The sequence below is a fragment of the Alicyclobacillus sp. SP_1 genome, from assembly GCF_024706985.1.
Classification (GTDB): Bacteria; Bacillota; Bacilli; order Alicyclobacillales; family Alicyclobacillaceae; genus Alicyclobacillus_I.
On the sequence record NZ_JAMCCX010000017.1, the window covers coordinates 66,565 to 85,199 of the forward strand.

An 18,635-nucleotide genomic window follows, 5' to 3' on the forward strand; every position below is an offset into this window, starting at 1 on the left:
ACACACCCCATTATGATTAGAATCCTGCATACAACCGGATATATGGAAGCCAATAGATCACCAAATACACGCCCGTCGCCAGCGTGATGACCCCACTGAGTTTACCCATCCATAGAGCGCTTTTGCGCACCCAATCAGAAACGATGTTCTGCGAAATTGTCGCCCCCAGTGAAATCACAGTCACGACAAACCCCATTCCAAGTGCGTAGAGCAGAAAATCGACAAGTCCACTAAACGCCCCCTGCGTACGAAACGACGACAAGACCAATACGGAAAACAGTGGCAACGTACAACCAAGGGATCCCAGCGCATAGGCGATGCCGTAGAGGAAAATCGAACGATTCGTTCCTGGCTTTCCACTCCAGTTGCCGTCAATGTGAAACGAGATTCCATTTTTACCGAATATCATTAGGATTCCCATCACCGCAAACACTGCGCCAAGAATCAAGGCGATCCACGCTGAAATTTTCCCGAGCGCCGCCGCAAAGGCTACGGAAAGAACACCTGCGAGCAGAAAGATGACCAAAAACCCGCTTGTCATCAAAAGTCCGGCCCATAGCCCGTCCCAAACTCGACGCTCTCGTCCCGCCAGCAGGTTCAAGATGTACGAAGGCAGCATGGCGACTCCGCACGGATTAAGAGCCGCCATGATCCCGGCCCCAAGCACGACAAGAGTACCCGCGGTCATGCGAGCACCTTCTGCAAAGTCGATGCCGAGGGTGCCACTTGGTCAAGAATCACCTTGTTGTGGTACAAGACAACTACTGTATCCAATTCGGTCACATTGAATCTCTTCACTAGCGAGTGATTCGTATCCATCACATACGGCCAAGACGCGTGGGTCGCCTTTTTAAATGCTTGGATAGTGCCCAAGTTGTCGTTCTGTGGATCTACGTCAATGGAAACCATCTGCACTCCCGGCGTATGGGCAAACTTGGTCAATTCAATCTCGGTTCCCACACAGGTGCCACAAGACGAGACCATAAAGTGGAGTACAGTTCTCCTATTTGGATCGACAGCGATAGATTTTCCTGATACAGAAGTGAGGACAAGTCCTGAGAGTCCTGATACATTTCGTACATTTACCTTCTCATTCACCGTGGTTCCTCGCTGTGTACTCGCTGCAACAGTTTGGGCAGAGGCAGGATGCCCCAGCGTCTTGACGGCAAAAAATCCCCCACCGAGGACAACCAGCAACAAGGCGATAAGTCCAATCCGTTTCATGCGTACACCTCCGTTACATTCTTGTACAACAGCGAATGTGCTCAGCGTTATCTGCAACAATCGCCTTTGCCAACTGAAGAACGGTTCGAACCCGTTCATCCGAAATCCGGTAAAGCACATACTTGCCTTCTTGCCTGGAGGTCACATACCCACACCACTTTAGACACGCAAGCTGATTGGAAATCAGGCTCTGCGAAGCACCAATCGCTTCGACCAACTGACTCACATTCATTTCACGGTCAAGCAGCATCTCCACAATTCTCAGTCTCGTTGGGTTGGACAGCCCATGAAAAAATTTGGCGTAAATCTCGGTTTGAACAGCGGCATCACTATGGGTCACGCTCACACTCTGCATATCTACTACTCCCTTCAATCGGCTTTCTTCGGTGATGTATCACTATTTGTAGGAACGATACAGCAGCCATCCTCACCTGATTTACGCCCTCTCCGGGACGCAATGAACATAACGATACCCATGAGCACAACCATGCCACCAAACAACCAGAGACGGTTGGCTACCAAAAACGTCCCAGCGGCGGTGAACCCAAGGCCTGCAATCAGCAACGGCAGCCCGCAACACAGTACGGCAGCCATGGGCAACCCGAACAGCACCCACTTGCCTGCATTCGCATCATTCATTTGATTCTTGTCCGCCATCTATGCTTCATCTCCTTGACCAATACATTAAAATATCTTAATTTGTTTGTCAAACTGATTCTCTTGTTGGATCCTTGGAACCACAACTTCCGCCACTCCAGCATCCCACAGTCATCTCCGAAAAGGGGTGAATATGCTTTCAAGTATGACAATGGCCCTGCTGACGGGTTGCCTGATGTTCGCCAATGTGTATGCTGTGCTGTTTTGGATGGTGGATCGATTAGTCTGGAGAAAGCCGTCCATTCGAATACAGCGAGAAACATTGCGCGAACTGGAAGCGAGGGTGAAGGCGTAATCGATATGGGCATTCCATTTTGTTTCTCGTCTGAATCGGAACATTGCTGCCGATTTTTCCGGTGCAAGGACACTCTGAACCGACAAGTGACGGAACTGTACCAAAGCATGGCACGGCTTGAGGAACGTCGTGATTTGACCCTGTCCTGAACGCGACTGATTCAGAACAGCTTGTCGAATGCGCAGGACTTTTCACTTCTTCTGTCGAATCAACCCGAATCGAGAGGCGCTAAACCGTCATCAAAACGGGTTTGCCTGACAGGGGTTGACCATCATTCGACGGATCATCACAAGTGTGACCGCTGGTGTCGCGGCCCTTACCCTGCTTGGCGCCATCGCCGTGCAGGCGATGGCTTCCAGTGTGGCGTCAGACCGGCTGCAATTGACTCAAATTCGGCAGAGACAACATAGTAACGAACATAAAGTGGCCACTCTCTCTTCTCAAGAAACCGTTCTGGAAGCGCAACTCACCCAGTTGACCAGAACGCTGCAGCGGACCGGGCAGTCCATTGTCCGACTGCGCACGGACCTGCATGCGAAGGAGTTGGAGATTCGACGGACAGGACAAGAGATTCGTCAAGCAGAGCACCGAGTGCGACAGTTGAATCTTCTGCTCCGAACTCGCTTGCGCATCCTATATGAAAATGGCGCCGTGAGCTACTGGGATGTGCTCTTTAGTTCCACCAGTTTTTCCGATTTCCTCAATCGCATGACGGCGCTGTCCCTTATCGTTCAGCAGAACGACCAACTGTTTCAGCAGGCAAGGGTGCAGCGTGGTCGGTTCGTTGCCGTCGGTCGACACTTGGTAAAGGACAAGCAGTCGATGTTGGCGATGGCGGCGCAATTGGCCGCGCAGCAGCACCAACAGGCACAGACGGTGACAAGCCGCCAGGCGATGCTCGCAGATGTGCAGATCCAAAAGCAGCAGGCATTATCCGAGTTGCAGCAGGAAAATGCCGCCGAACAAAACATTGCGGCCACCATCGCACGGGAGTTGCGCAGCGACCCCACTTTCTCGGACACCAAGAAGCTGAACCTGGGCACGGGGCCCTGGATCTGGCCGGTTCCCCGTCACTACGACATCACCTCGGGATACGGGGAACGCACGTTGTTTGGCAGCACGGATTTTCACGATGGGATCGATATTGGCGCTCCTTATGGCACTCCGATCGTGGCTGTAGCGGATGGTGTGGTGCTTTATGCCGGGTCGGCGGAGGGCTTCGGTCACTGGATCGTGCTCAAACACGCCAATGGCCTGATGACCATTTACGGCCACATGTACGCGTCCGAACTGCTGGTTCAACCGGGTCAGGTGGTCAAGCAGGGTCAGGTCATTGCGTATGTGGGATCCGATGGGCAATCCACAGGACCGCATCTCCACTTCACGGTGGCGACAGGGTTTAATTCTCAGGGGTTTCCAATTTCGCTGAACCCACTCCAATACGTGCACGGCTGAAAATGAAGAGCAGGCAAGTTCCACTAGCGTTCATTGCCCACTACAGTTTATCGTGTCACACTACAATCTGTCGTGTATAATGTGGCTATCGTCGGCGTTGTGACGGCCATTATTGGCATCCTGTTGGTCGCCAATCCGTTGATGTTGATCATCAAGTGGCTGATCGGACTCTACGGCGGGTAGGTCGGCATGTGAAGGACATTTGCTTTCCAACATCATTGCAGGAGGTTTCCTATGCATCAGATCTTATTTACGATCGGTTCATTTCCCGTTCGTGCGTATGGCGTCGTGGTGCTCTTCGCCATCTTTCTTGGCGCGCAGGTGACCATCACCCTGGCGCGTTTGACAGCCAAGCGATTCGAGGAGCACATCGTTCCCCTTGTGTACTGGTGCCTGGGGGGAGCGATCCTGGGGGCGCGGATATGGCAGGTGTTTTTCTTTACGCCGGTGTATTATGCGGCGCATCCGCTACAGGCGTTTGCCATCTGGAACGGGGGGCTCTCGATCCAGGGCGGCGTCATTGGCGGTTTGCTGGTCGGCATCGTGTACTGTAGAGTCAAACGCGTGCCGTTCTGGGAGTTTGCCGACCTGCTCGCAGCTCCGATTGTGCTCGGACAGGGCATCGGGCGCATCGCCTGCCTGCTGAACGGTGATGCCTTTGGCAGCCCGACCGGCGGTGATTTCGGTCTGGTCTATCCACCTGGCACCGATGCCTACGCCACCTACGGATCGAAACCGCTATGGCCCGCCGAAGTATGGGAGGGGCAGATGGATGTGGTGATCTTTGCAATTTTGTTCTCCTTGTCGCGTCGAAAGCTGCCCCGAGGATACCAGTTTCTTCTATATAATATTCTCTATAGCGCGGGCCGATTTGGCCTCGAAATGCTGCGCGGCGACAGCCCCCGCTTTTTGTTTCACTGGACGGCGGCGCAGTGGACAAGCGTGGTGGTCATCCTACCGGCAATCGGCTTCATGATCTGGTTTGCCGTGCGTTCTCGCGGGGCGCGGATGAAGCAGACGGCCATGTCAAACGGTTGATCGGACCGCTTGATGTTGTGCACACAAATGGAAGAATGCGGGGCATGCTAAGACGGAGAGAAAGACGGGCCATCCGAAAGAGGGCGTAGGAATGCTGCAAACGATAGCGACGATCTGGCTTGTGTCTTCTGTGATCTGCACCATTTGGCTCGCATACGAGTTGCGGCGTCAGCCAGCAATCATGAAGATGATGAAGGTGGCGTGGCTGCTGATCACGCTCTACCTCGGGGTTGTCGGTCTGTGGTTGTATGTGGCCAGTTGCCGGGAACCGGAGCCGGGTACGCACGATGCGTTTGTCGCGCCGATGTGGAAGCAGGCGGTTGGCTCGGTGATGCACTGTGTGGCGGGAGATGCGCTGGGAATCGTGGCGGCAGCGACGGTCACCAGTTGGCTTTCGTTGCCAATGGCGCAGGATATGGTGGTGGAATACATCGCCGGGTTTTTGGTGGGATGGCTGCTGTTTCAGACCATCCCCATGATGCGGATGAATGGTACAACGTTTACGCAGGAACTGCGAAGCGCCTTTGTCGCAGAGTTGCTATCCCTGACGTTTATGGTGATGGGCATGTTTCCGACGATGGCGTATCTGATGAACGTGTGGAATGTGATGTCCCCCGCCGATCCCACCTTTTGGTTTGTCATGTCGACCAGCATTTTGGTGGGTTCCCTTGTCGCCTATCCGATCAACTGGTGGATGGTGAGACGGGGGATGAAACACGGCATGGGGGGCTCCCATGTGCTCGGTCAAGGTGGAACGCAGGATCATGCGCACCATCCGTCAGACAACGGACATGATGGACACCATCAGGAGGGCTTGCCCGAACACAATGTTCATACCGTGCGCGATAAAGTCACACAACATGGGGTAAATGAGTAAAGGGTTTATGCTGTGCATGATCTACTGCCGCCACAAAATCGCCTCGATTGACAACTGGGATACGGGGGTATAGTATCAACCTAGAGAATGGTGACGAGGCGGTGATCGGGCATGCATTCGTATCAAAAGGAAGCCGAGGATTTGCTGATTCGCCTGCGCAAGATTGAAGGCCAGACTCGCGGCATTCAAAAGATGATCCAGGAAGAGCGCTATTGTGTAGATATTTTGGCGCAGTTGTCCTCGATCAAGGCGGCGCTCACCCGGGTCGAACTGATCTTGCTTGAGAGCCATACGCGGGGCTGCGTGGCGGATGCGATACGGGGAGAAGACGGCGATGAAAAAATCGAGGAACTGATGCAAGTGATTCGGGGTTACACAAAATAGCGGCAAGGAGGCGGCGCATGTCGGAAGTGGCGGAAATGGTCGCAGAACGAACAGACGCTGAGATTCAGAGCGCACAACTGAATATCACGGGCATGACCTGCGCGGCGTGCGCCGCGCGGATCGAAAAGAATCTGAACAAGCTGCCCGGCGTGCAGCAGGCGAGTGTCAACTTCGCATCGGAGAAAGTGACGGTGTTCTTTGATCCGGGTGTGGCCAACCCTGAAAAATTGATCGAGACGGTTCGCAAAACGGGCTACGATGTGGCGAATGTCAAGGTGGAACTCGCGATCAGCGGCATGACGTGCGCGGCCTGTTCGGCGCGGATCGAGAAGAATTTGAACAGGGCGCCGGGCGTGGTGAAAGCCAGCGTGAACCTGGCCAGCGAAAAGGCTCTGATCGAGATCACGCCAGGACTCGCGACGCCAGACGAATTGATCCGCATCGTCGAAAAGACCGGGTACGGCGCAACGCTGGCGGTGGATCGCACGGGTGAGGAGCGCGAGGATCAGCGTATCGCCTATCGGAATCTGCGCATCGCCTTCTGGTCTGGCGTTGTTCTCACGCTGCCGCTTGTGGTCCAAATGTTGAGCCTGTTCATCCCCGGATACGGGTTCATGCTTCCGGTTTGGCTGCAAGTGATCCTCGCCACTCCGGTGCAGTTTGTCGTCGGCTGGCGCTTTTATAAAGGCGCCTATCACGCGCTGCGCGGCGGGGCGCCCAACATGGACGTATTGGTTTCACTCGGAACGTCGGCGGCGTACTTCTTCAGCCTCGCCGTCGTGGTGTTTCGCATTCCGAGCGCGCTGTACTTCGATTCGGCCGCGCTCATTACAACGCTGATCCTGATGGGCAAGTTGCTCGAGCACAAGGCCAAGGCGCAAACGTCGCAGGCGGTGAGAGCCCTGGTGAAACTGCAGCCCAAGACGGCCCGCGTCGTCCGGGACGGAACAGAGAGCGACGTCCCGGTCGAACAGGTGGTCAAGGGCGACGAGATTCTCGTTCGTCCCGGCGAAAGCGTGCCGGTCGACGGGGTTGTGCAAAGCGGAAGCACGACGGTGGACGAGTCGATGCTGACGGGCGAGAGCCTGCCAGTGTCAAAAGGCGAAGGCAGCGCGGTATTCGCGGCGACGATCAACAAAGCGGGCGCGTTTCGATTCCGCGCGACGAAAGTCGGAAAAGACACAGCTCTGGCACAGATCATCCGAATGGTGGACGAGGCCCAGGGTTCCAAAGCGCCGATTCAGCAGTTGGCCGACAAGGTCTCTGGCATCTTTGTTCCCATCGTCCTCGGAGTGGCGGTGGTGACGTTCCTGGCCTGGTTCTTTATCGCAGGCTTCACCCATGCCCTGATCTACGCGGTCGCGGTGCTCGTCATCGCCTGCCCGTGTTCCCTGGGGCTCGCCACGCCGACGGCGCTTATGGTCGGAACGGGAAAGGGCGCCGAACTCGGCATCCTGATCAAAGGCGGCGAGGCCTTGCAGCAGGCGCACCGGATCACGACCATCGTTCTCGACAAAACCGGAACGATCACGCAGGGGAAACCGATGGTCACGGACGTTCGTCCCTTCGGCGTGAAGGAGGAGGAGTTGCTGCAGATCGCGGCGAGTGTCGAGGCGAGTTCTGAGCACCCGCTGGGAGCGGCGATCGTGGACCATGCCCGGGTGCAGGGGATCGCTTTGGCTTCTGTGAACGACGTCAAGGCGATTCCTGGCTACGGCGTCGAGGCGAACATTGACGGAACCCAGGTTCTTATTGGGAATCGGTCGCTCATGGACCGCGAAGGGATCGATCGTTCCGAAGATTCGGTGGACGCGGCCGAATTCGAGACGCAGGGAAAGACCGCCATGTGGGTGGCGCAGGGCGGTCGCCTCCTCGGACTCGTTGCGGTGGCGGACACCGTGCGAGAAACGTCGGCGCAGGCGATCTCGGATCTGCAGGGCATGGGGATCGATGTGTACATGATCACCGGGGACAATCGTCGGACAGCGGAAGCGATCGCAAGTCAGGTGGGGCTTGCGCCGGATCGGGTACTCGCACAAGTGTTGCCTGAGCAGAAGGCCGATGAGGTGAAGAAGCTGCAACAGCAGGGAAAGGTCGTGGGCATGGTCGGCGACGGCATCAACGACGCTCCGGCGCTGGCGACGGCCGATGTGGGCTTCGCGATCGGCACGGGAACGGACGTGGCGATCGAAACTGCGGATATAGCATTGCTTCGAGGCGATCTGGAAAGCGTCGTGCGCAGCGTACAATTGGCGAAGACCACCATGCGCAAGATCCGCCAGAATCTCGGGTGGGCATTCGGCTACAACACACTCGGCATTCCGCTCGCCGCGTTTGGGGTGGTCAGTCCGGTCATCGCCGGGGCTGCGATGGCGCTCAGTTCGGTGAGCGTCGTCACGAATTCGCTGTTGCTGCGGCGGTTTAAGGCGGTTCGCTAAGGGTGATCGGTCGATATGGATCCTCTCAAGCCCGCTTCGCCAGACATTGGACGATGCCAGATGTCTGGTGATCGGTCGCCATGAATCCTCTGAGGGGAGGTGATCTTGATGGCTGTAGCGACGTTTGAGGTCAAGGGCATGACGTGCGGCGGCTGTGTGAACTCGGTGACCAAAGCTCTGAAAGCCGTGCGCGGCGTGCAGGCGGCTGACGTCAGCCTGGAGAAGCAGCAAGCTGTGGTGACGTTTGCCGAAGAAGAAGCGTCTGTGGCTGATTTGAAACAGGCGGTGGAAGACGCCGGATATGACGTGTAGTAAACGTTTGCCTCCTCCGCTTTCTATCGAGACGCGGAGGAGGCCTTTTTTATCCAGTCGCGATCCAGTCACAATCCATCGCAGGCGGGACTATTTTGTAAGCGATTGGAGGATTTGGCGTTGAAGCGTCTTTAGCCCGATCAATCCCTGATGGTACCACAGGATGTGACCGTGGGGCGAAACAAGCACTTGGGTTGGAATGCCTGTAATCCCATACAGATAGGCGACCTGGCCGCGACTGTCCAGCGCGATCGGGAACGGGAGCCGCTGTCCGAGAGCATAGTGAACGACATGCGCGGTGGACGGCTCCGTTTGGCGCAAGTCCACCGCCACCAGGGGCGGCAGGTTTTTGTCCCGGAGGGAAAGCGCCGAATACTGTTTGAGCGTCGGCGTTTCTTCCTGGCAATCGGGGCACCAGGTTGCGAAAAATTCCAACAGGGTCGGATGCAGGCCGTTCCCGACCGCGATCGGTTGAAGCGCCCCGCTCGGCATCACAGCCGTCAATGAAAAAGACCGCGACGATTTTCCAGACGGTCCGAGTTCCGATGGGAGATACTCCAGTTCGCGGGCGGGAGCCAAGCGGTTCGGCGAAACCGAACCCGGCAACAGCGGCGCAATGTGATCGATTAACTGCTTGACTTCCAGGGCCAATACGGGTGTACTTCCCTGGCTGCTGTTTAGATAGAGCCAGTGTTCGCGCCCTTGGCGATCGATCACGTAGACGGCCGCAATATGCTCGACCAGCGAACCATGCAGGACTTGGGTGGCCACCATGTAGTGGCGCCAGACGGCTTCCAAGGAGTGAGCCGAGCCGGTCAAGTACTGCCATCGGTGCAACATGCCGTGGGATGCAGACCAATCGTATACGTCTTTGACACTCGTCGCGATCGGGTTCGCATTGACCGCCACGAGTTGGACGTATTTTCGATCCGGACCGAGATCGTACATCAGGTTTTTCAAGACCACAGCGGTCAAAGGGCAAACGGTGGTGCATCGGCTGTCAATGAAGGTCAGCACGACAATCTTGCCGCGAAAGTGGTCCAAACGGACGCGCTGACCAAATTGGTTGGTCAACGTGAAGTTTGGGGCCGGACGATGACCCAAAGAGGCGCCGGGATCCACAACGGCGTTTGTTGAATTGGCCGAGGGAACGTCCGGAGTTTGGGATGCGGGCGGCAGCGTCGGATGGAACCCTGAAACGAGGCGCCAGGCGCCATAGGCGATGCCGATCATTCCGGCGACAATGAGGACGGCGATGCCAAGATTCGCGATTCGGGACAGTCCTTTTCGCACCGTGGGCCTCCTTGATAGGATCGGTCAGTGGAAGATGGGTGTGGGTCCCCAGACCCAGTACCCGATCAAATACAGACTTGCCGCAGCCATGACGAGGGCGCTGATTTTTTGCATGTATGGAATCACGCTCCGGATCACTCGTTCCACCGCATACCGTGCGACGGTGGCGATGACGGAAAGGGTGATCACCACGAGACCCATTCCCAGGCCGTAAAATAAAAAAGTTATCAAGCCGCCCACAGGGCCCTGCGTGAGCCCCTGTGAAGCCACCGTAAAGAACACAGGGAGACTGCAGTTGAGGGAGGCCAACCCATATCCTACGCCGTAGACAAAAAACGATCCCGACGATCCGCGCTGAAACACGTTTTCAAGTCCGTTCGCGAGGCCCTGGAAACGCAAACCCAGAATCAATTGGCCCCTCCATACGTAAAAGGCCATCACCAGCATGAATCCGGCAAGGAGCAACGATACGTATGGAACGATGGCGAAAAGGAGCGACCCTACGGCGCCTACAAGCAGTCCGGCAACGCCAAACAGCAGCACGAAACCAGCGGTCGTAAATAGACCGGAGCGCAGGCCGTCGAACCAAGTCAACTTGCGGCTTTTGATTCGGCCGGACAACAGATACACGAGATAAGAGGGCAACAGGGCGATGCCGCAGGGATTGAACGCGGTGACCATACCGGCGCCCGTTGCGACAATCCACTCAAAAGGCACAGGAAGGGCTCCTCTTGTCTTGCAAGTTCATTTTGCACCTATGTATTATACCCGGAATTCATTCATCGGGATGTATGGGTTGTCGAGCCAATCTCAATCGTCACAGAGCCGCCCGGCTCCGGCACATCGAGCAAGCGCCGACAGGAAACGGGGTTTTTCGCAGATATGTCCTATGAGTCCAGTGTGACCGACTTCAAACAGTCGGCGACGCAAAATGTGAGAAGAGGCGCGCGGGTCTCGGGCGTTAAACATTTGACGTCGCTCGCGCGACCATCGTTCAAGGCCGCTCTTACCCATTGGCTCCGCCACTTCCTGCGCGTTCAACTGCTCGCCGCAGTGGGAACGCTCGTCGTGTTTTTCGCGACCGCCACGAGCGGCGCTTCCGATTCTGGACCGCTCCAGATGCGCGCCAGAATCATCGCGACTGACGCGCGCATGGCGGTAAAACCGCACGCTGTTGCGGGTTCGGGTGCCAAATTCATTCGCGCACCCATTATAGACCAATTGCCTGGGCTCTATAACGGGTGCGAGGTCACAAGCCTCGCGATGTTATTGCGCTATGAGGGCATACGGGTAACCAAAGACGAACTTGCGGGGCAGGTGCGCAAAGCCAGCATGCCTCTGGTGAGCGGTTCCGGAGGACAGATTCTCCAGTGGGGCGACCCCAATCAAGGTTTTGTCGGCGATATGCGGGAGTTCGGATATGGCGTGTATCACGGTCCCATCGCGGCTTTACTTGACCGAGATCTTCCCAGGCATTCGCTGGACTTGACTGGAAGTTCTTTTCGCACGGTGCTGTCGGTTTTGCAATCGGGACGCCCTCTGATCGTGTGGACGACCATCCACTTTCGCCCAACTACCGATTGGGTGACATGGGGAAGCCCGGATGGCCCCATCCGAGCCACCATGGAGGAGCACGCGGTGCTCCTCGTCGGGTTTAACAAGACGACAGTCTTTGTGAACGACCCATTGACTGGACAAGCGGCGCAGCCCGCATCACTCGCCGCATTTCGGGCAAGTTGGATTCAACTTGGACGGCAAGCTGTTACGGTGACGCCACCTTCCGCAGTTACTGGCGTCCGTGCACGATCATAGACCATAAAGGCGCGGGCGGTTTCACCGCAAGCGGCAACCATGAGAAGTGGAGTTCCAAGGATTCAAGAAGGGCACGCATGGACTTCCTCACCACGACATAGTGTAGTACCGGGGTGATCTTGTTGACTTTTTTCCTGGCCATGGTTGTTTTGATGTTGGGCGTCTTCATCTTTTCAGGCGTCTTTGAGTACGGTCGGCGCGACCGCATGAGTCCGATTGCCATGCGAATGAACATGCTCTTGGCCATGTCGATCCCATTCAGTTTAGAAATTGCGTTGGAAATGCTGACGAAAAGCAAATCGCTGTCTCTGCTGCTTGTCTTTGTCCTTGTTCCCATTAGCGTGATCCTGCGCCAAGGTGTCACGGGTCTGTTAACCTTGGCTGAGCTTATGCTGTCCAGCTTGATGAATGCAGCCATGGCGGCCATGATGCTCGGTATGCTGGAACCCGCCGTGATTGGCGTGTTGTTGTCGGGAATGATTGTGGTGTTAGGAAGCGTTGCCATTGCGATGGTCAACCAGATTGACATCAAACGAAGTGCAGACTGGTGAGTGGAAACCGTCAAGTCCGTACGGGCCTAAATTGGCCTAAAGGAAAGGACATTCACAATTTGACAGTTGCCCACTACGTATTGTCGTGTATAATGAGAACACGTCCTTTTGGAACGAGATGGAGGGGACAAACCGATGTGGAAAAACGGGCAACCGCCGGCGTTTGGTCTGAGGGGTCACGGGTTGGAACGGGTGTTGGGGCCGCTGGAGACGGACGTGCTCGAAGTTCTGTGGAACAAAGGGAGAGGAACCGCTCGTGAGGTCGTGACTGAGTTGGAGCGCGAGCGCCCCATTGCGTTCAATACGGTCATGACCATATTGAAACGATTATGTGACAAGGGGCTGATCCTCCGATCCGATTTGGGTGTAGCCGTGTTTTCACCCTGTTTGACCAAAGAGGATTTGTTGGCCAAGGTGTCTCGCAACGTCGCGGACAGTTTGGTGGAGGACTTTGGGGAGGCGGCTATCGTTCAGTTTGTGGACAGCGTGCAGCGCCGCGATCCGGAATTGCTGAACGAGTTGCGCCGGGCGATCGAAGCGGTTCGTAAGGAGCGGTCGTGATATGCGCAGGCGTCGGATTGCGCGCGCGGGGGTATGGATCCTCGCATCCTGGACTGTTGTATGCGTCCTGCTTGTGCTGTCTGCACGCCTGCCCAAGATGCACTGGCACGCCGCGTCTGTCGTGTCGTATTGCGTGACCTGGATCGCGTCACAAGCGGGAGAACGATGGGTTCGCATGATTGTGGGGGCGGCATTCTTCGTGATCAACGCCACGTGGCTGGCCTCCATGGCCGGGCAGTGGAGAAGGGCCAGACGTTTGCTAAACTCGCTTTCGCTGACGTCGCCGCCGGCGGATTTGGTGCAGTTGGCCCACGAATGTGACTTGGACCAACGCATTGGATATTCAACGGACGGGCGTATCCTGTCGTTTACCCATGGGTTCTGGCGACCTCAAATCGTCATCACTGCGGGGCTCTGGCAGCGTCTTGACGAGGAAGAGCGTCGTGCGGTGCTGCTTCACGAACGGGCGCACGCGGCAGGTCGGCATCCACTGCGTTTGACGTGGGCCCGTGCGATGGCTCGTGCGTTGTGGTTCCTCCCTATCGTCCGCGATCTGGCGGAGCGGTATCGGGTGGAGTTGGAACTCACGGCCGATGGTTTTGCCATGGAGAGGGCGGGCCGAGAATCGCTGGCTAAGGCGCTCCTCGTGATCATCGAAGCGCAAGTTCCGGAGATTGGGCATGAGGCAGCCGCTGTGACAGGATTTGACGCGTGTATGCGCGCGCGGGTCGCCCAGTTGCGCGCGCCCGAATCGGGTGCTGGCCTGCCTCCATGGAGCGTCCGGTCGATGGGATGGTCGAGCGCAGTGATTGCGGCGTACGTGGTCGCGCTGGCGTTGTCATGCACTTGAAGGTAGAGGTGGTTAACAGATGCGGAGGGGACACGGGTTTTGGGCGATCCTGTCGGTCATGGTCTTGCTGGTTGGCGTGGCCGTTGTCAACAACGGCGGCGCCCGCACGGCGGCGACCTTGCCGGAACCGGGATATCGCGCACCTGATTTTCGGTTGACGAGTTTCGCGGGGCAGCCGATATCCCTCTCACAGTTTCACGGGAAGCTCGTCTTCGTGAACTTTTGGGCGTCCTGGTGTCCACCGTGTCAAGCCGAGTCGCCTGATCTCGTCAAAATGTATCAGAAATACGGGAATCAAGTGACGTTTATCGGCGTGAACTTGACCGGCAGCGACACTGTGCGGGCGGCCCGAGGATTTATTCAATACTTCCATATCCCGTATCCGACGCTCATGGACACCCATGACGCGGTCACGAAGGAGTACGGTGTCATCGCCATCCCGACCAGCCTGTTCATCAACCGTCAGGGGATCATCGTCAGTCGCGTGACAGGTGGGATGACGGCCGCGATCATGCAAGCGAATTTTAACAAACTGCTCGCTCAATCATGAGACAGTCGGGATGTGAAAGAGCATGTTAGCGCTGCTTGGGGGCGTTTCCATCGGGCCGTTGACGATCCCGTACGCGTGGATCGGTCTGATTTTGGGCGGGGCGGCTGGCGGCTGGATCATGAAGCGACACATTAGACGAATGGCTATTCCGGGTGGAGATCCGATCGTCGATCTCCTCTTCGATATCGTCGTTGCCTGGTTCCTGGGATGGAAGTTTTCTGCTTTGGTGTTGACGCCGATTGATGCGATACGCCATCCGATCGCTTTGTTGACCTTGCCTGCTGATCCCCATGCGAAGTGGGTGGGAACTATGGCGGCGTTTTTGTACGGGGGCTACAAGTGGTGGCGGCTTAAACCGCAGGGACGCGATGTCCTGGAGGTGTGGCCGTTTGGTCTTGTGACCGGAGGCGCCGTTGCGTCGCTCTTCTGGCTCTCGCTGGGCAAACCAACCGGTCTGCCTTGGGGGATCCACGCCTTTGGAGGGGTGTTTCAACCCGTAAACTTTTACGAAGCGATCGTCTTGTGGGCGGCTCTCTTGTTCGCGTGGCGCAGCCGCCGCATGGAGAAGGGGGCTTTTCTGCTGCTGCTTTCCGGGATCGGGTCGTTGCTCGTGTCGCTGTTCGCGGTATACCAGACGGTCATTTTCGGTCTCAGCCCTTCGCAATGGGCGGCTCTCGCCGTGTCGATCCTGGGCCTGATCGGCCTGCGAAACGCCAAAGGAGGACATCCCCTGTGACGGCGTCGCCTACAGTCTGGCTTGCGTTTTTGGCTGGACTCCTGTCGTTTGTCTCGCCCTGTTGTTTGCCGCTGTACCCGTCTTATATTTCGTATATTTCCGGTGTTTCGGTCGGGGCCCAAGGTGACGGCGTCGTAACCGTAGAGGTGCGGCGCCGGGCGCTGTTCCATGCGCTCTTTTTCGTGCTCGGGTTTTCCGTCATCTTCGTGGCGCTCGGTGCGTCAGCCAGTCTGGTCGGACTGCTGTTTGCCCAGTATCACACGCTCGTCAGCGAGATTGGCGGGATCATCGTCATCGTCATGGGACTGGTGCTGATGGGCGTCATCAAGCCGGATTTGTTGATGCGCGAGGTCAAATGGCATGTGCAGTCCAAACCGCGGGGGTACCTGGGCGCGTTTGTCGTCGGCGTCAGCTTCTCGGCCGGCTGGACGCCGTGTATTGGACCGATTCTCGCGTCGGTCATCACCGTCGCGGCCACCAGTCAGGTCAATGGCGCCGTTTTGATGGCGTTCTATACGGTGGGCTTCGCCATCCCGTTTCTGATTCTGGCCTATACACTCGGATCGGTGCGCTGGTTGCAGCGTTACAGTCACAGGGTCAGCCAGATCGGCGGCGGGATCATGGTGGTGATGGGGGTTCTTCTTGCCACCAATCAGTTGACGCTGATCATCCGATGGCTGATCGGACTGTACGGCGGTTACGTGGGGCTGTAACGAACGAGGTTAGGTCGGAATCCTAAGCAGCATGGGGCATCGAATTCGGTCTGCGATCGGATCGGATCAGGTTCGAGCCTATGGCCGCGGAGTGCTGTTACCAGATTCGGTAGACGGCGATATTTTCAGGGGTCGCGAGGTTGCGGTATTCGCACTACACATTGTAGTGTACAATAAGTGCAGAAGGGTTGGTAGTCTCGGCGAATCCGTCGTCACACGTCGACAGCACTCTGGCGATGGCATGGCTACGGCGAAACCCTTTGTTGACGAGGAGGGATAGGGAATGACCGATTTGTTGCGGGATCTGTTCGGTCATCATGGAGAGCACGGGCGCGAAGAGGGGCATCATGGTCGTGAGGGGCATGAACACGGCCATGAGCGCCACGGTGCCATTCATGATCAGGAGAGCCATCACGGACATCACGAGCGCGAGGGTCATCACGCACAGGGTGAACATCACGTAAGCGATCATCATGAGGAGCAGAGAGGGCGCATTTGGCGGCCGCACGACTAAGGCATGCAGGGCTTTCGCAAGCGCCCTGGACGACGACGGGAGCGGGTTCGGCGCAGTGGCGCGCGGAGGCATAATTTTCAGGTGATTGGTTTGCATGCTGATCGTTTGGTTCATCATAATCTCCTCATACTCGCACGATATCCTGAGTGGGGAATTCGATCACAACCCTGGGAGGGGACACGATATGTCCATGCTGGCAAGATTGAAAGATCTGGTTCGCGCCAATCTGAACGATGTCATCAGTAAAGCGGAAGATCCGGAAAAGAGTTTGAATCTGTACATTGAAGACGCGACCGAACACTTGCGTGGGTTCGCCGTCGAAGTCAACCGGTTTGAAGCGAACCGGATGCTCACCGAGAAGCAGCTTCACACCTGTGAGGCCGCCATGGCGGACTGGCATGGGAAGGCCAAGATGGCCATACAACAGGGGCATGAAGATTTGGCGCGCAAGGCGCTTGAGCAGGAGGAGAAGGAAAAAACTCGCCAGGAACATTTAAAGCAGGAATTGGCGGAGGCAGAGGCCAGTTCGTTGCAGATGAAGGAGCAATATCAACTCCTGGAGAGCAAAGTGGGCGAGGCCAAGGAGCGCCGCGATGATCTCATCCGCCGCAATCGCGCCGCGAGTGCGCAAAAGGGGGCGGCTGAAGCGATTTCGGGAATCGGGGCGGAAGATCCATTATCTAAATTTGACCGCATGGAAGAAAAAGTGGAGCGGCGCGAGGCGGAGGCGCAAGCGGCGCATACCAGTATGACGGCCTCTCTGTCGTACGAAATGGACCAATTGAAAAAGACCCAGTCGCAGGCCCATGTCGACGACGCACTGGCCAAGCTGAAGGAAGAATTGAATTCGGAGTCCAGGTCGTAATAAGCCACTGCGGATGAGCAGTACCCGGAACCATTCGCTGGGCATTACCGTTTCCGGGAAGGCTCTCGATAACGGTCATCCGGTCTCTGGTTCCGGGATGAAGGAGGACGAGTGAGATGGGATTGTTCAATCGGATGAAAGAGGTGCTCTCTGGGGAGCACCTCTGCCCTCCTGAGGATTTGGCGGCCTATCGCAGGCTTGGCGAAGAAGTGTACGGGGTCGAAGTGGAACTGGCCGATTGCCAGGTTCCACGCGCGCGAGCCTTGCTGCGCGCGGCCAAAGGGTTTCAGGTCATGGCCGACGCCTTGTTACAGGACGCGTTTTCGAGCGAGGGCCATGAGGTCGCTTCGGTTCCGATGATCACGCATGCACTGGCCGAAACATGGTACGGACGTATCCCGGACTTATTGATCGGCGCAAAGCAAGAAGCGATGTTTGCGGGCGCCGCCAAAACGGCGTTCCCTGCCCGTTTGGGAGAGAGGACAGAATCGCGGGTGCCATGCCCGATACAACATTTGGCGGGCATGCGTCGTGCCGCAGACGCGATCGAAGCCTTGTTGGGCGAAGGATTGGAGCGCGCTCGCCTTGATCCCGAAGCGCACAAAGAGGCACTCCTTCTCTATGTGGGGGTGAACACAAACAGGCAGACGGCAGACGCGATCGTAGGATCGATCGCGAATGGCCAGCACGTTCCGGCCAAGACCCATGAAGAAGCGGAGAAGGCCTACTGGGCGGCGCTGTCGGATGGTCTGGTGGTCGCCCAGGCGCTGGATGACCCTCTTGCACTGCGGTCGACCGAACCGGTTCGGGGCGCGCGTACAATCCGATTCGAACCGGTGGATGTCTGGAAGGTAACGTCGAACACGGCCAAGGCGGACATCCGCCGCTCGGGAGAATGGGAGGAAGCAGAGCGTGACCTGGCCGAACTTTGGAACGGACATCGGATCACGGACGAAGAACGCGAATACGAACAGTCGGTGAATCGGTTAACGGCCCAAGGCGTGATTCGGGAAAACGGGTATTGGTACTGCTGCCCGTTTCAATCGGTGTACAAGGTGATCGACAGCACAATCCGTATCCTGGGCCAGCCGATTCCGTCGGGGCATGTCTTTGTTTGGGACTATGGCGAAGACGGCGCACCGGGACGGTTGGTTACCCGCGCCTCATTTCGCGCCGCGGATTCTCGGCATTATTGTGAAGAGTAGACTCGATTGGATCCTGTCAGACACCCGAACCGGAGAGTGTAGGTGGGAGAGGAACTACACGTCCAACACGTCGTCTCGGATTTCCTGTTTGACGCGTTGATCTGCTTCACGGTTGCTGATAGCAAAAATGTACAGGTGAATGGCATGCGCGGGGATGGGGGTGCTCTCGGTTTGAGAGTGAGCGTGTGTGGCGAAGAGTCCGTTAATATCGTGCGCGCAGTGGAGCAGTGGTCGCGGGGCGGACGTACATGCGAATGGCCGCGAGCGAGTGGCGAGAAATCGGCGGCTCCGCCTGACTTCACGGA

The 18,635-nt window shown here is 56.9% G+C and carries 24 protein-coding genes; 17 read left to right on the top strand and 7 right to left on the bottom strand.

Annotated elements, in window-relative coordinates:
- Positions 1 to 16: 16 nt before the first annotated feature.
- From M4I36_RS04650 to M4I36_RS04665, 4 genes are read right to left on the bottom strand one after another with little or no spacing between them, the layout of a single operon-like run.
- Positions 17 to 688, bottom strand: a complete 672-nt coding sequence (locus M4I36_RS04650; protein ID WP_258110542.1) for a cytochrome c biogenesis CcdA family protein — start codon at positions 686 to 688, stop codon at positions 17 to 19.
- Complete coding sequence (locus M4I36_RS04655; protein ID WP_258110543.1) at positions 685 to 1,224, bottom strand: TlpA family protein disulfide reductase; 540 nt, start codon at positions 1,222 to 1,224, stop codon at positions 685 to 687. The genes M4I36_RS04650 and M4I36_RS04655 overlap by 4 nt, the downstream gene beginning before the upstream one ends.
- 13 nt (positions 1,225 to 1,237) lie before the next feature.
- Positions 1,238 to 1,579, bottom strand: a complete 342-nt coding sequence (locus M4I36_RS04660) for an ArsR/SmtB family transcription factor (protein ID WP_258110544.1) — start codon at positions 1,577 to 1,579, stop codon at positions 1,238 to 1,240.
- 14 nt (positions 1,580 to 1,593) lie between these two features.
- Complete coding sequence (locus M4I36_RS04665; protein ID WP_258110545.1) at positions 1,594 to 1,881, bottom strand: hypothetical protein; 288 nt, start codon at positions 1,879 to 1,881, stop codon at positions 1,594 to 1,596.
- Between the two features lie 145 nt (positions 1,882 to 2,026).
- Between M4I36_RS04665 and M4I36_RS04670 the strand changes: the two genes are divergently transcribed.
- From M4I36_RS04670 to M4I36_RS04705, 8 genes are all read left to right on the top strand, one after another.
- Positions 2,027 to 2,176, top strand: a complete 150-nt coding sequence (locus M4I36_RS04670; RefSeq protein ID WP_258110546.1) for a hypothetical protein — start codon at positions 2,027 to 2,029, stop codon at positions 2,174 to 2,176.
- A 264-nt stretch (positions 2,177 to 2,440) separates the two neighbouring features.
- Positions 2,441 to 3,631 (top strand): murein hydrolase activator EnvC family protein, encoded by a 1,191-nt coding sequence (locus M4I36_RS04675; protein WP_258110548.1) that lies wholly within the window; start codon positions 2,441 to 2,443, stop codon positions 3,629 to 3,631.
- A 33-nt stretch (positions 3,632 to 3,664) separates the two neighbouring features.
- Entirely contained in the window at positions 3,665 to 3,814 is a 150-nt protein-coding gene (locus tag M4I36_RS04680) for a hypothetical protein (RefSeq protein WP_258110549.1), read from the top strand.
- A 51-nt stretch (positions 3,815 to 3,865) separates the two neighbouring features.
- Positions 3,866 to 4,669, top strand: a complete 804-nt coding sequence (gene lgt / locus M4I36_RS04685; protein WP_258110550.1) for a prolipoprotein diacylglyceryl transferase — start codon at positions 3,866 to 3,868, stop codon at positions 4,667 to 4,669.
- A gap of 91 nt (positions 4,670 to 4,760) precedes the next feature.
- Positions 4,761 to 5,546, top strand: coding sequence for a DUF4396 domain-containing protein (locus tag M4I36_RS04690; protein ID WP_258110551.1), 786 nt, complete (start codon positions 4,761 to 4,763; stop codon positions 5,544 to 5,546).
- 111 nt (positions 5,547 to 5,657) lie between these two features.
- Positions 5,658 to 5,930 (top strand): metal-sensitive transcriptional regulator, encoded by a 273-nt coding sequence (locus tag M4I36_RS04695; protein WP_258110552.1) that lies wholly within the window; start codon positions 5,658 to 5,660, stop codon positions 5,928 to 5,930.
- 17 nt (positions 5,931 to 5,947) lie between these two features.
- The gene (locus M4I36_RS04700; protein ID WP_258110553.1) at positions 5,948 to 8,368 is read left to right on the top strand and encodes a heavy metal translocating P-type ATPase; all 2,421 of its coding nucleotides are present in this window, start codon (positions 5,948 to 5,950) and stop codon (positions 8,366 to 8,368) included.
- Between the two features lie 108 nt (positions 8,369 to 8,476).
- Entirely contained in the window at positions 8,477 to 8,680 is a 204-nt protein-coding gene (locus M4I36_RS04705; protein WP_258110554.1) for a heavy-metal-associated domain-containing protein, read from the top strand.
- A 90-nt stretch (positions 8,681 to 8,770) separates the two neighbouring features.
- Here the strand turns inward: M4I36_RS04705 and M4I36_RS04710 are convergent, their stop codons facing one another.
- On the bottom strand, positions 8,771 to 9,973 hold the full coding sequence (locus M4I36_RS04710) for a redoxin domain-containing protein (RefSeq protein ID WP_258110555.1): 1,203 nt from the start codon (positions 9,971 to 9,973) through the stop codon (positions 8,771 to 8,773).
- Between the two features lie 24 nt (positions 9,974 to 9,997).
- Positions 9,998 to 10,690, bottom strand: coding sequence for a cytochrome c biogenesis CcdA family protein (locus M4I36_RS04715; RefSeq protein WP_258110556.1), 693 nt, complete (start codon positions 10,688 to 10,690; stop codon positions 9,998 to 10,000).
- Positions 10,691 to 10,855: 165 nt separating this feature from the next.
- Between M4I36_RS04715 and M4I36_RS04720 the strand changes: the two genes are divergently transcribed.
- From M4I36_RS04720 to M4I36_RS04750, 7 genes are all read left to right on the top strand, one after another.
- Positions 10,856 to 11,785: a C39 family peptidase gene (locus M4I36_RS04720; RefSeq protein ID WP_258110557.1), complete on the top strand. Its 930-nt coding sequence runs from the start codon at positions 10,856 to 10,858 to the stop codon at positions 11,783 to 11,785.
- A 122-nt stretch (positions 11,786 to 11,907) separates the two neighbouring features.
- Positions 11,908 to 12,336 carry a hypothetical protein gene (locus tag M4I36_RS04725; protein WP_258110558.1) on the top strand — a complete coding sequence of 143 codons (429 nt, stop codon included), beginning with the start codon at positions 11,908 to 11,910 and terminating at the stop codon, positions 12,334 to 12,336.
- A gap of 135 nt (positions 12,337 to 12,471) precedes the next feature.
- The gene (locus M4I36_RS04730; RefSeq protein WP_258110559.1) at positions 12,472 to 12,897 is read left to right on the top strand and encodes a BlaI/MecI/CopY family transcriptional regulator; all 426 of its coding nucleotides are present in this window, start codon (positions 12,472 to 12,474) and stop codon (positions 12,895 to 12,897) included.
- 1 nt (position 12,898) lies between these two features.
- The gene (locus M4I36_RS04735; RefSeq protein WP_258110560.1) at positions 12,899 to 13,747 is read left to right on the top strand and encodes a M56 family metallopeptidase; all 849 of its coding nucleotides are present in this window, start codon (positions 12,899 to 12,901) and stop codon (positions 13,745 to 13,747) included.
- 19 nt (positions 13,748 to 13,766) lie between these two features.
- On the top strand, positions 13,767 to 14,297 hold the full coding sequence (locus M4I36_RS04740; RefSeq protein WP_258110561.1) for a TlpA family protein disulfide reductase: 531 nt from the start codon (positions 13,767 to 13,769) through the stop codon (positions 14,295 to 14,297).
- A gap of 22 nt (positions 14,298 to 14,319) precedes the next feature.
- Complete coding sequence (locus M4I36_RS04745; RefSeq protein ID WP_258110562.1) at positions 14,320 to 15,033, top strand: hypothetical protein; 714 nt, start codon at positions 14,320 to 14,322, stop codon at positions 15,031 to 15,033.
- Positions 15,030 to 15,746 (top strand): cytochrome c biogenesis CcdA family protein, encoded by a 717-nt coding sequence (locus M4I36_RS04750; protein ID WP_258110563.1) that lies wholly within the window; start codon positions 15,030 to 15,032, stop codon positions 15,744 to 15,746. Before M4I36_RS04745 ends, M4I36_RS04750 begins: the two co-directional genes overlap by 4 nt.
- 154 nt (positions 15,747 to 15,900) lie before the next feature.
- On the opposite strand, the gene M4I36_RS04755 is transcribed toward M4I36_RS04750, so the two are convergent.
- A complete protein-coding gene (locus M4I36_RS04755; RefSeq protein WP_258110564.1) occupies positions 15,901 to 16,374 on the bottom strand; it encodes a hypothetical protein in 474 nt (157 codons plus the stop codon).
- Positions 16,375 to 16,444: 70 nt separating this feature from the next.
- Here M4I36_RS04755 and M4I36_RS04760 point away from each other — a divergent pair, with 70 nt between their 5' ends.
- Positions 16,445 to 17,125, top strand: a complete 681-nt coding sequence (locus M4I36_RS04760) for a PspA/IM30 family protein (protein ID WP_258110565.1) — start codon at positions 16,445 to 16,447, stop codon at positions 17,123 to 17,125.
- Between the two features lie 116 nt (positions 17,126 to 17,241).
- Positions 17,242 to 18,330 (top strand): hypothetical protein, encoded by a 1,089-nt coding sequence (locus M4I36_RS04765; RefSeq protein ID WP_258110566.1) that lies wholly within the window; start codon positions 17,242 to 17,244, stop codon positions 18,328 to 18,330.
- Positions 18,331 to 18,635: the final 305 nt, after the last annotated feature.

Excerpts from the sequence above, each read along its gene's own strand:
- M4I36_RS04650 (WP_258110542.1), bottom strand. The coding sequence starts at position 688 with ATGACCGCGGGTACTCTTGTCGTGCTTGGGGCCGGGATCATGGCGGCT.
- M4I36_RS04655 (WP_258110543.1), bottom strand. The coding sequence starts at position 1,224 with ATGAAACGGATTGGACTTATCGCCTTGTTGCTGGTTGTCCTCGGTGGG.
- M4I36_RS04660 (WP_258110544.1), bottom strand. The coding sequence starts at position 1,579 with ATGCAGAGTGTGAGCGTGACCCATAGTGATGCCGCTGTTCAAACCGAG.
- M4I36_RS04665 (WP_258110545.1), bottom strand. The coding sequence starts at position 1,881 with ATGGCGGACAAGAATCAAATGAATGATGCGAATGCAGGCAAGTGGGTG.
- M4I36_RS04670 (WP_258110546.1), top strand. The coding sequence starts at position 2,027 with ATGACAATGGCCCTGCTGACGGGTTGCCTGATGTTCGCCAATGTGTAT.
- lgt (WP_258110550.1), top strand. The coding sequence starts at position 3,866 with ATGCATCAGATCTTATTTACGATCGGTTCATTTCCCGTTCGTGCGTAT.
- M4I36_RS04690 (WP_258110551.1), top strand. The coding sequence starts at position 4,761 with ATGCTGCAAACGATAGCGACGATCTGGCTTGTGTCTTCTGTGATCTGC.
- M4I36_RS04695 (WP_258110552.1), top strand. The coding sequence starts at position 5,658 with ATGCATTCGTATCAAAAGGAAGCCGAGGATTTGCTGATTCGCCTGCGC.
- M4I36_RS04700 (WP_258110553.1), top strand. The coding sequence starts at position 5,948 with ATGTCGGAAGTGGCGGAAATGGTCGCAGAACGAACAGACGCTGAGATT.
- M4I36_RS04705 (WP_258110554.1), top strand. The coding sequence starts at position 8,477 with ATGGCTGTAGCGACGTTTGAGGTCAAGGGCATGACGTGCGGCGGCTGT.
- M4I36_RS04720 (WP_258110557.1), top strand. The coding sequence starts at position 10,856 with ATGTCCTATGAGTCCAGTGTGACCGACTTCAAACAGTCGGCGACGCAA.
- M4I36_RS04730 (WP_258110559.1), top strand. The coding sequence starts at position 12,472 with ATGTGGAAAAACGGGCAACCGCCGGCGTTTGGTCTGAGGGGTCACGGG.
- M4I36_RS04735 (WP_258110560.1), top strand. The coding sequence starts at position 12,899 with ATGCGCAGGCGTCGGATTGCGCGCGCGGGGGTATGGATCCTCGCATCC.
- M4I36_RS04740 (WP_258110561.1), top strand. The coding sequence starts at position 13,767 with ATGCGGAGGGGACACGGGTTTTGGGCGATCCTGTCGGTCATGGTCTTG.
- M4I36_RS04745 (WP_258110562.1), top strand. The coding sequence starts at position 14,320 with ATGTTAGCGCTGCTTGGGGGCGTTTCCATCGGGCCGTTGACGATCCCG.
- M4I36_RS04755 (WP_258110564.1), bottom strand. The coding sequence starts at position 16,374 with ATGAACCAAACGATCAGCATGCAAACCAATCACCTGAAAATTATGCCT.
- M4I36_RS04760 (WP_258110565.1), top strand. The coding sequence starts at position 16,445 with ATGTCCATGCTGGCAAGATTGAAAGATCTGGTTCGCGCCAATCTGAAC.
- M4I36_RS04765 (WP_258110566.1), top strand. The coding sequence starts at position 17,242 with ATGGGATTGTTCAATCGGATGAAAGAGGTGCTCTCTGGGGAGCACCTC.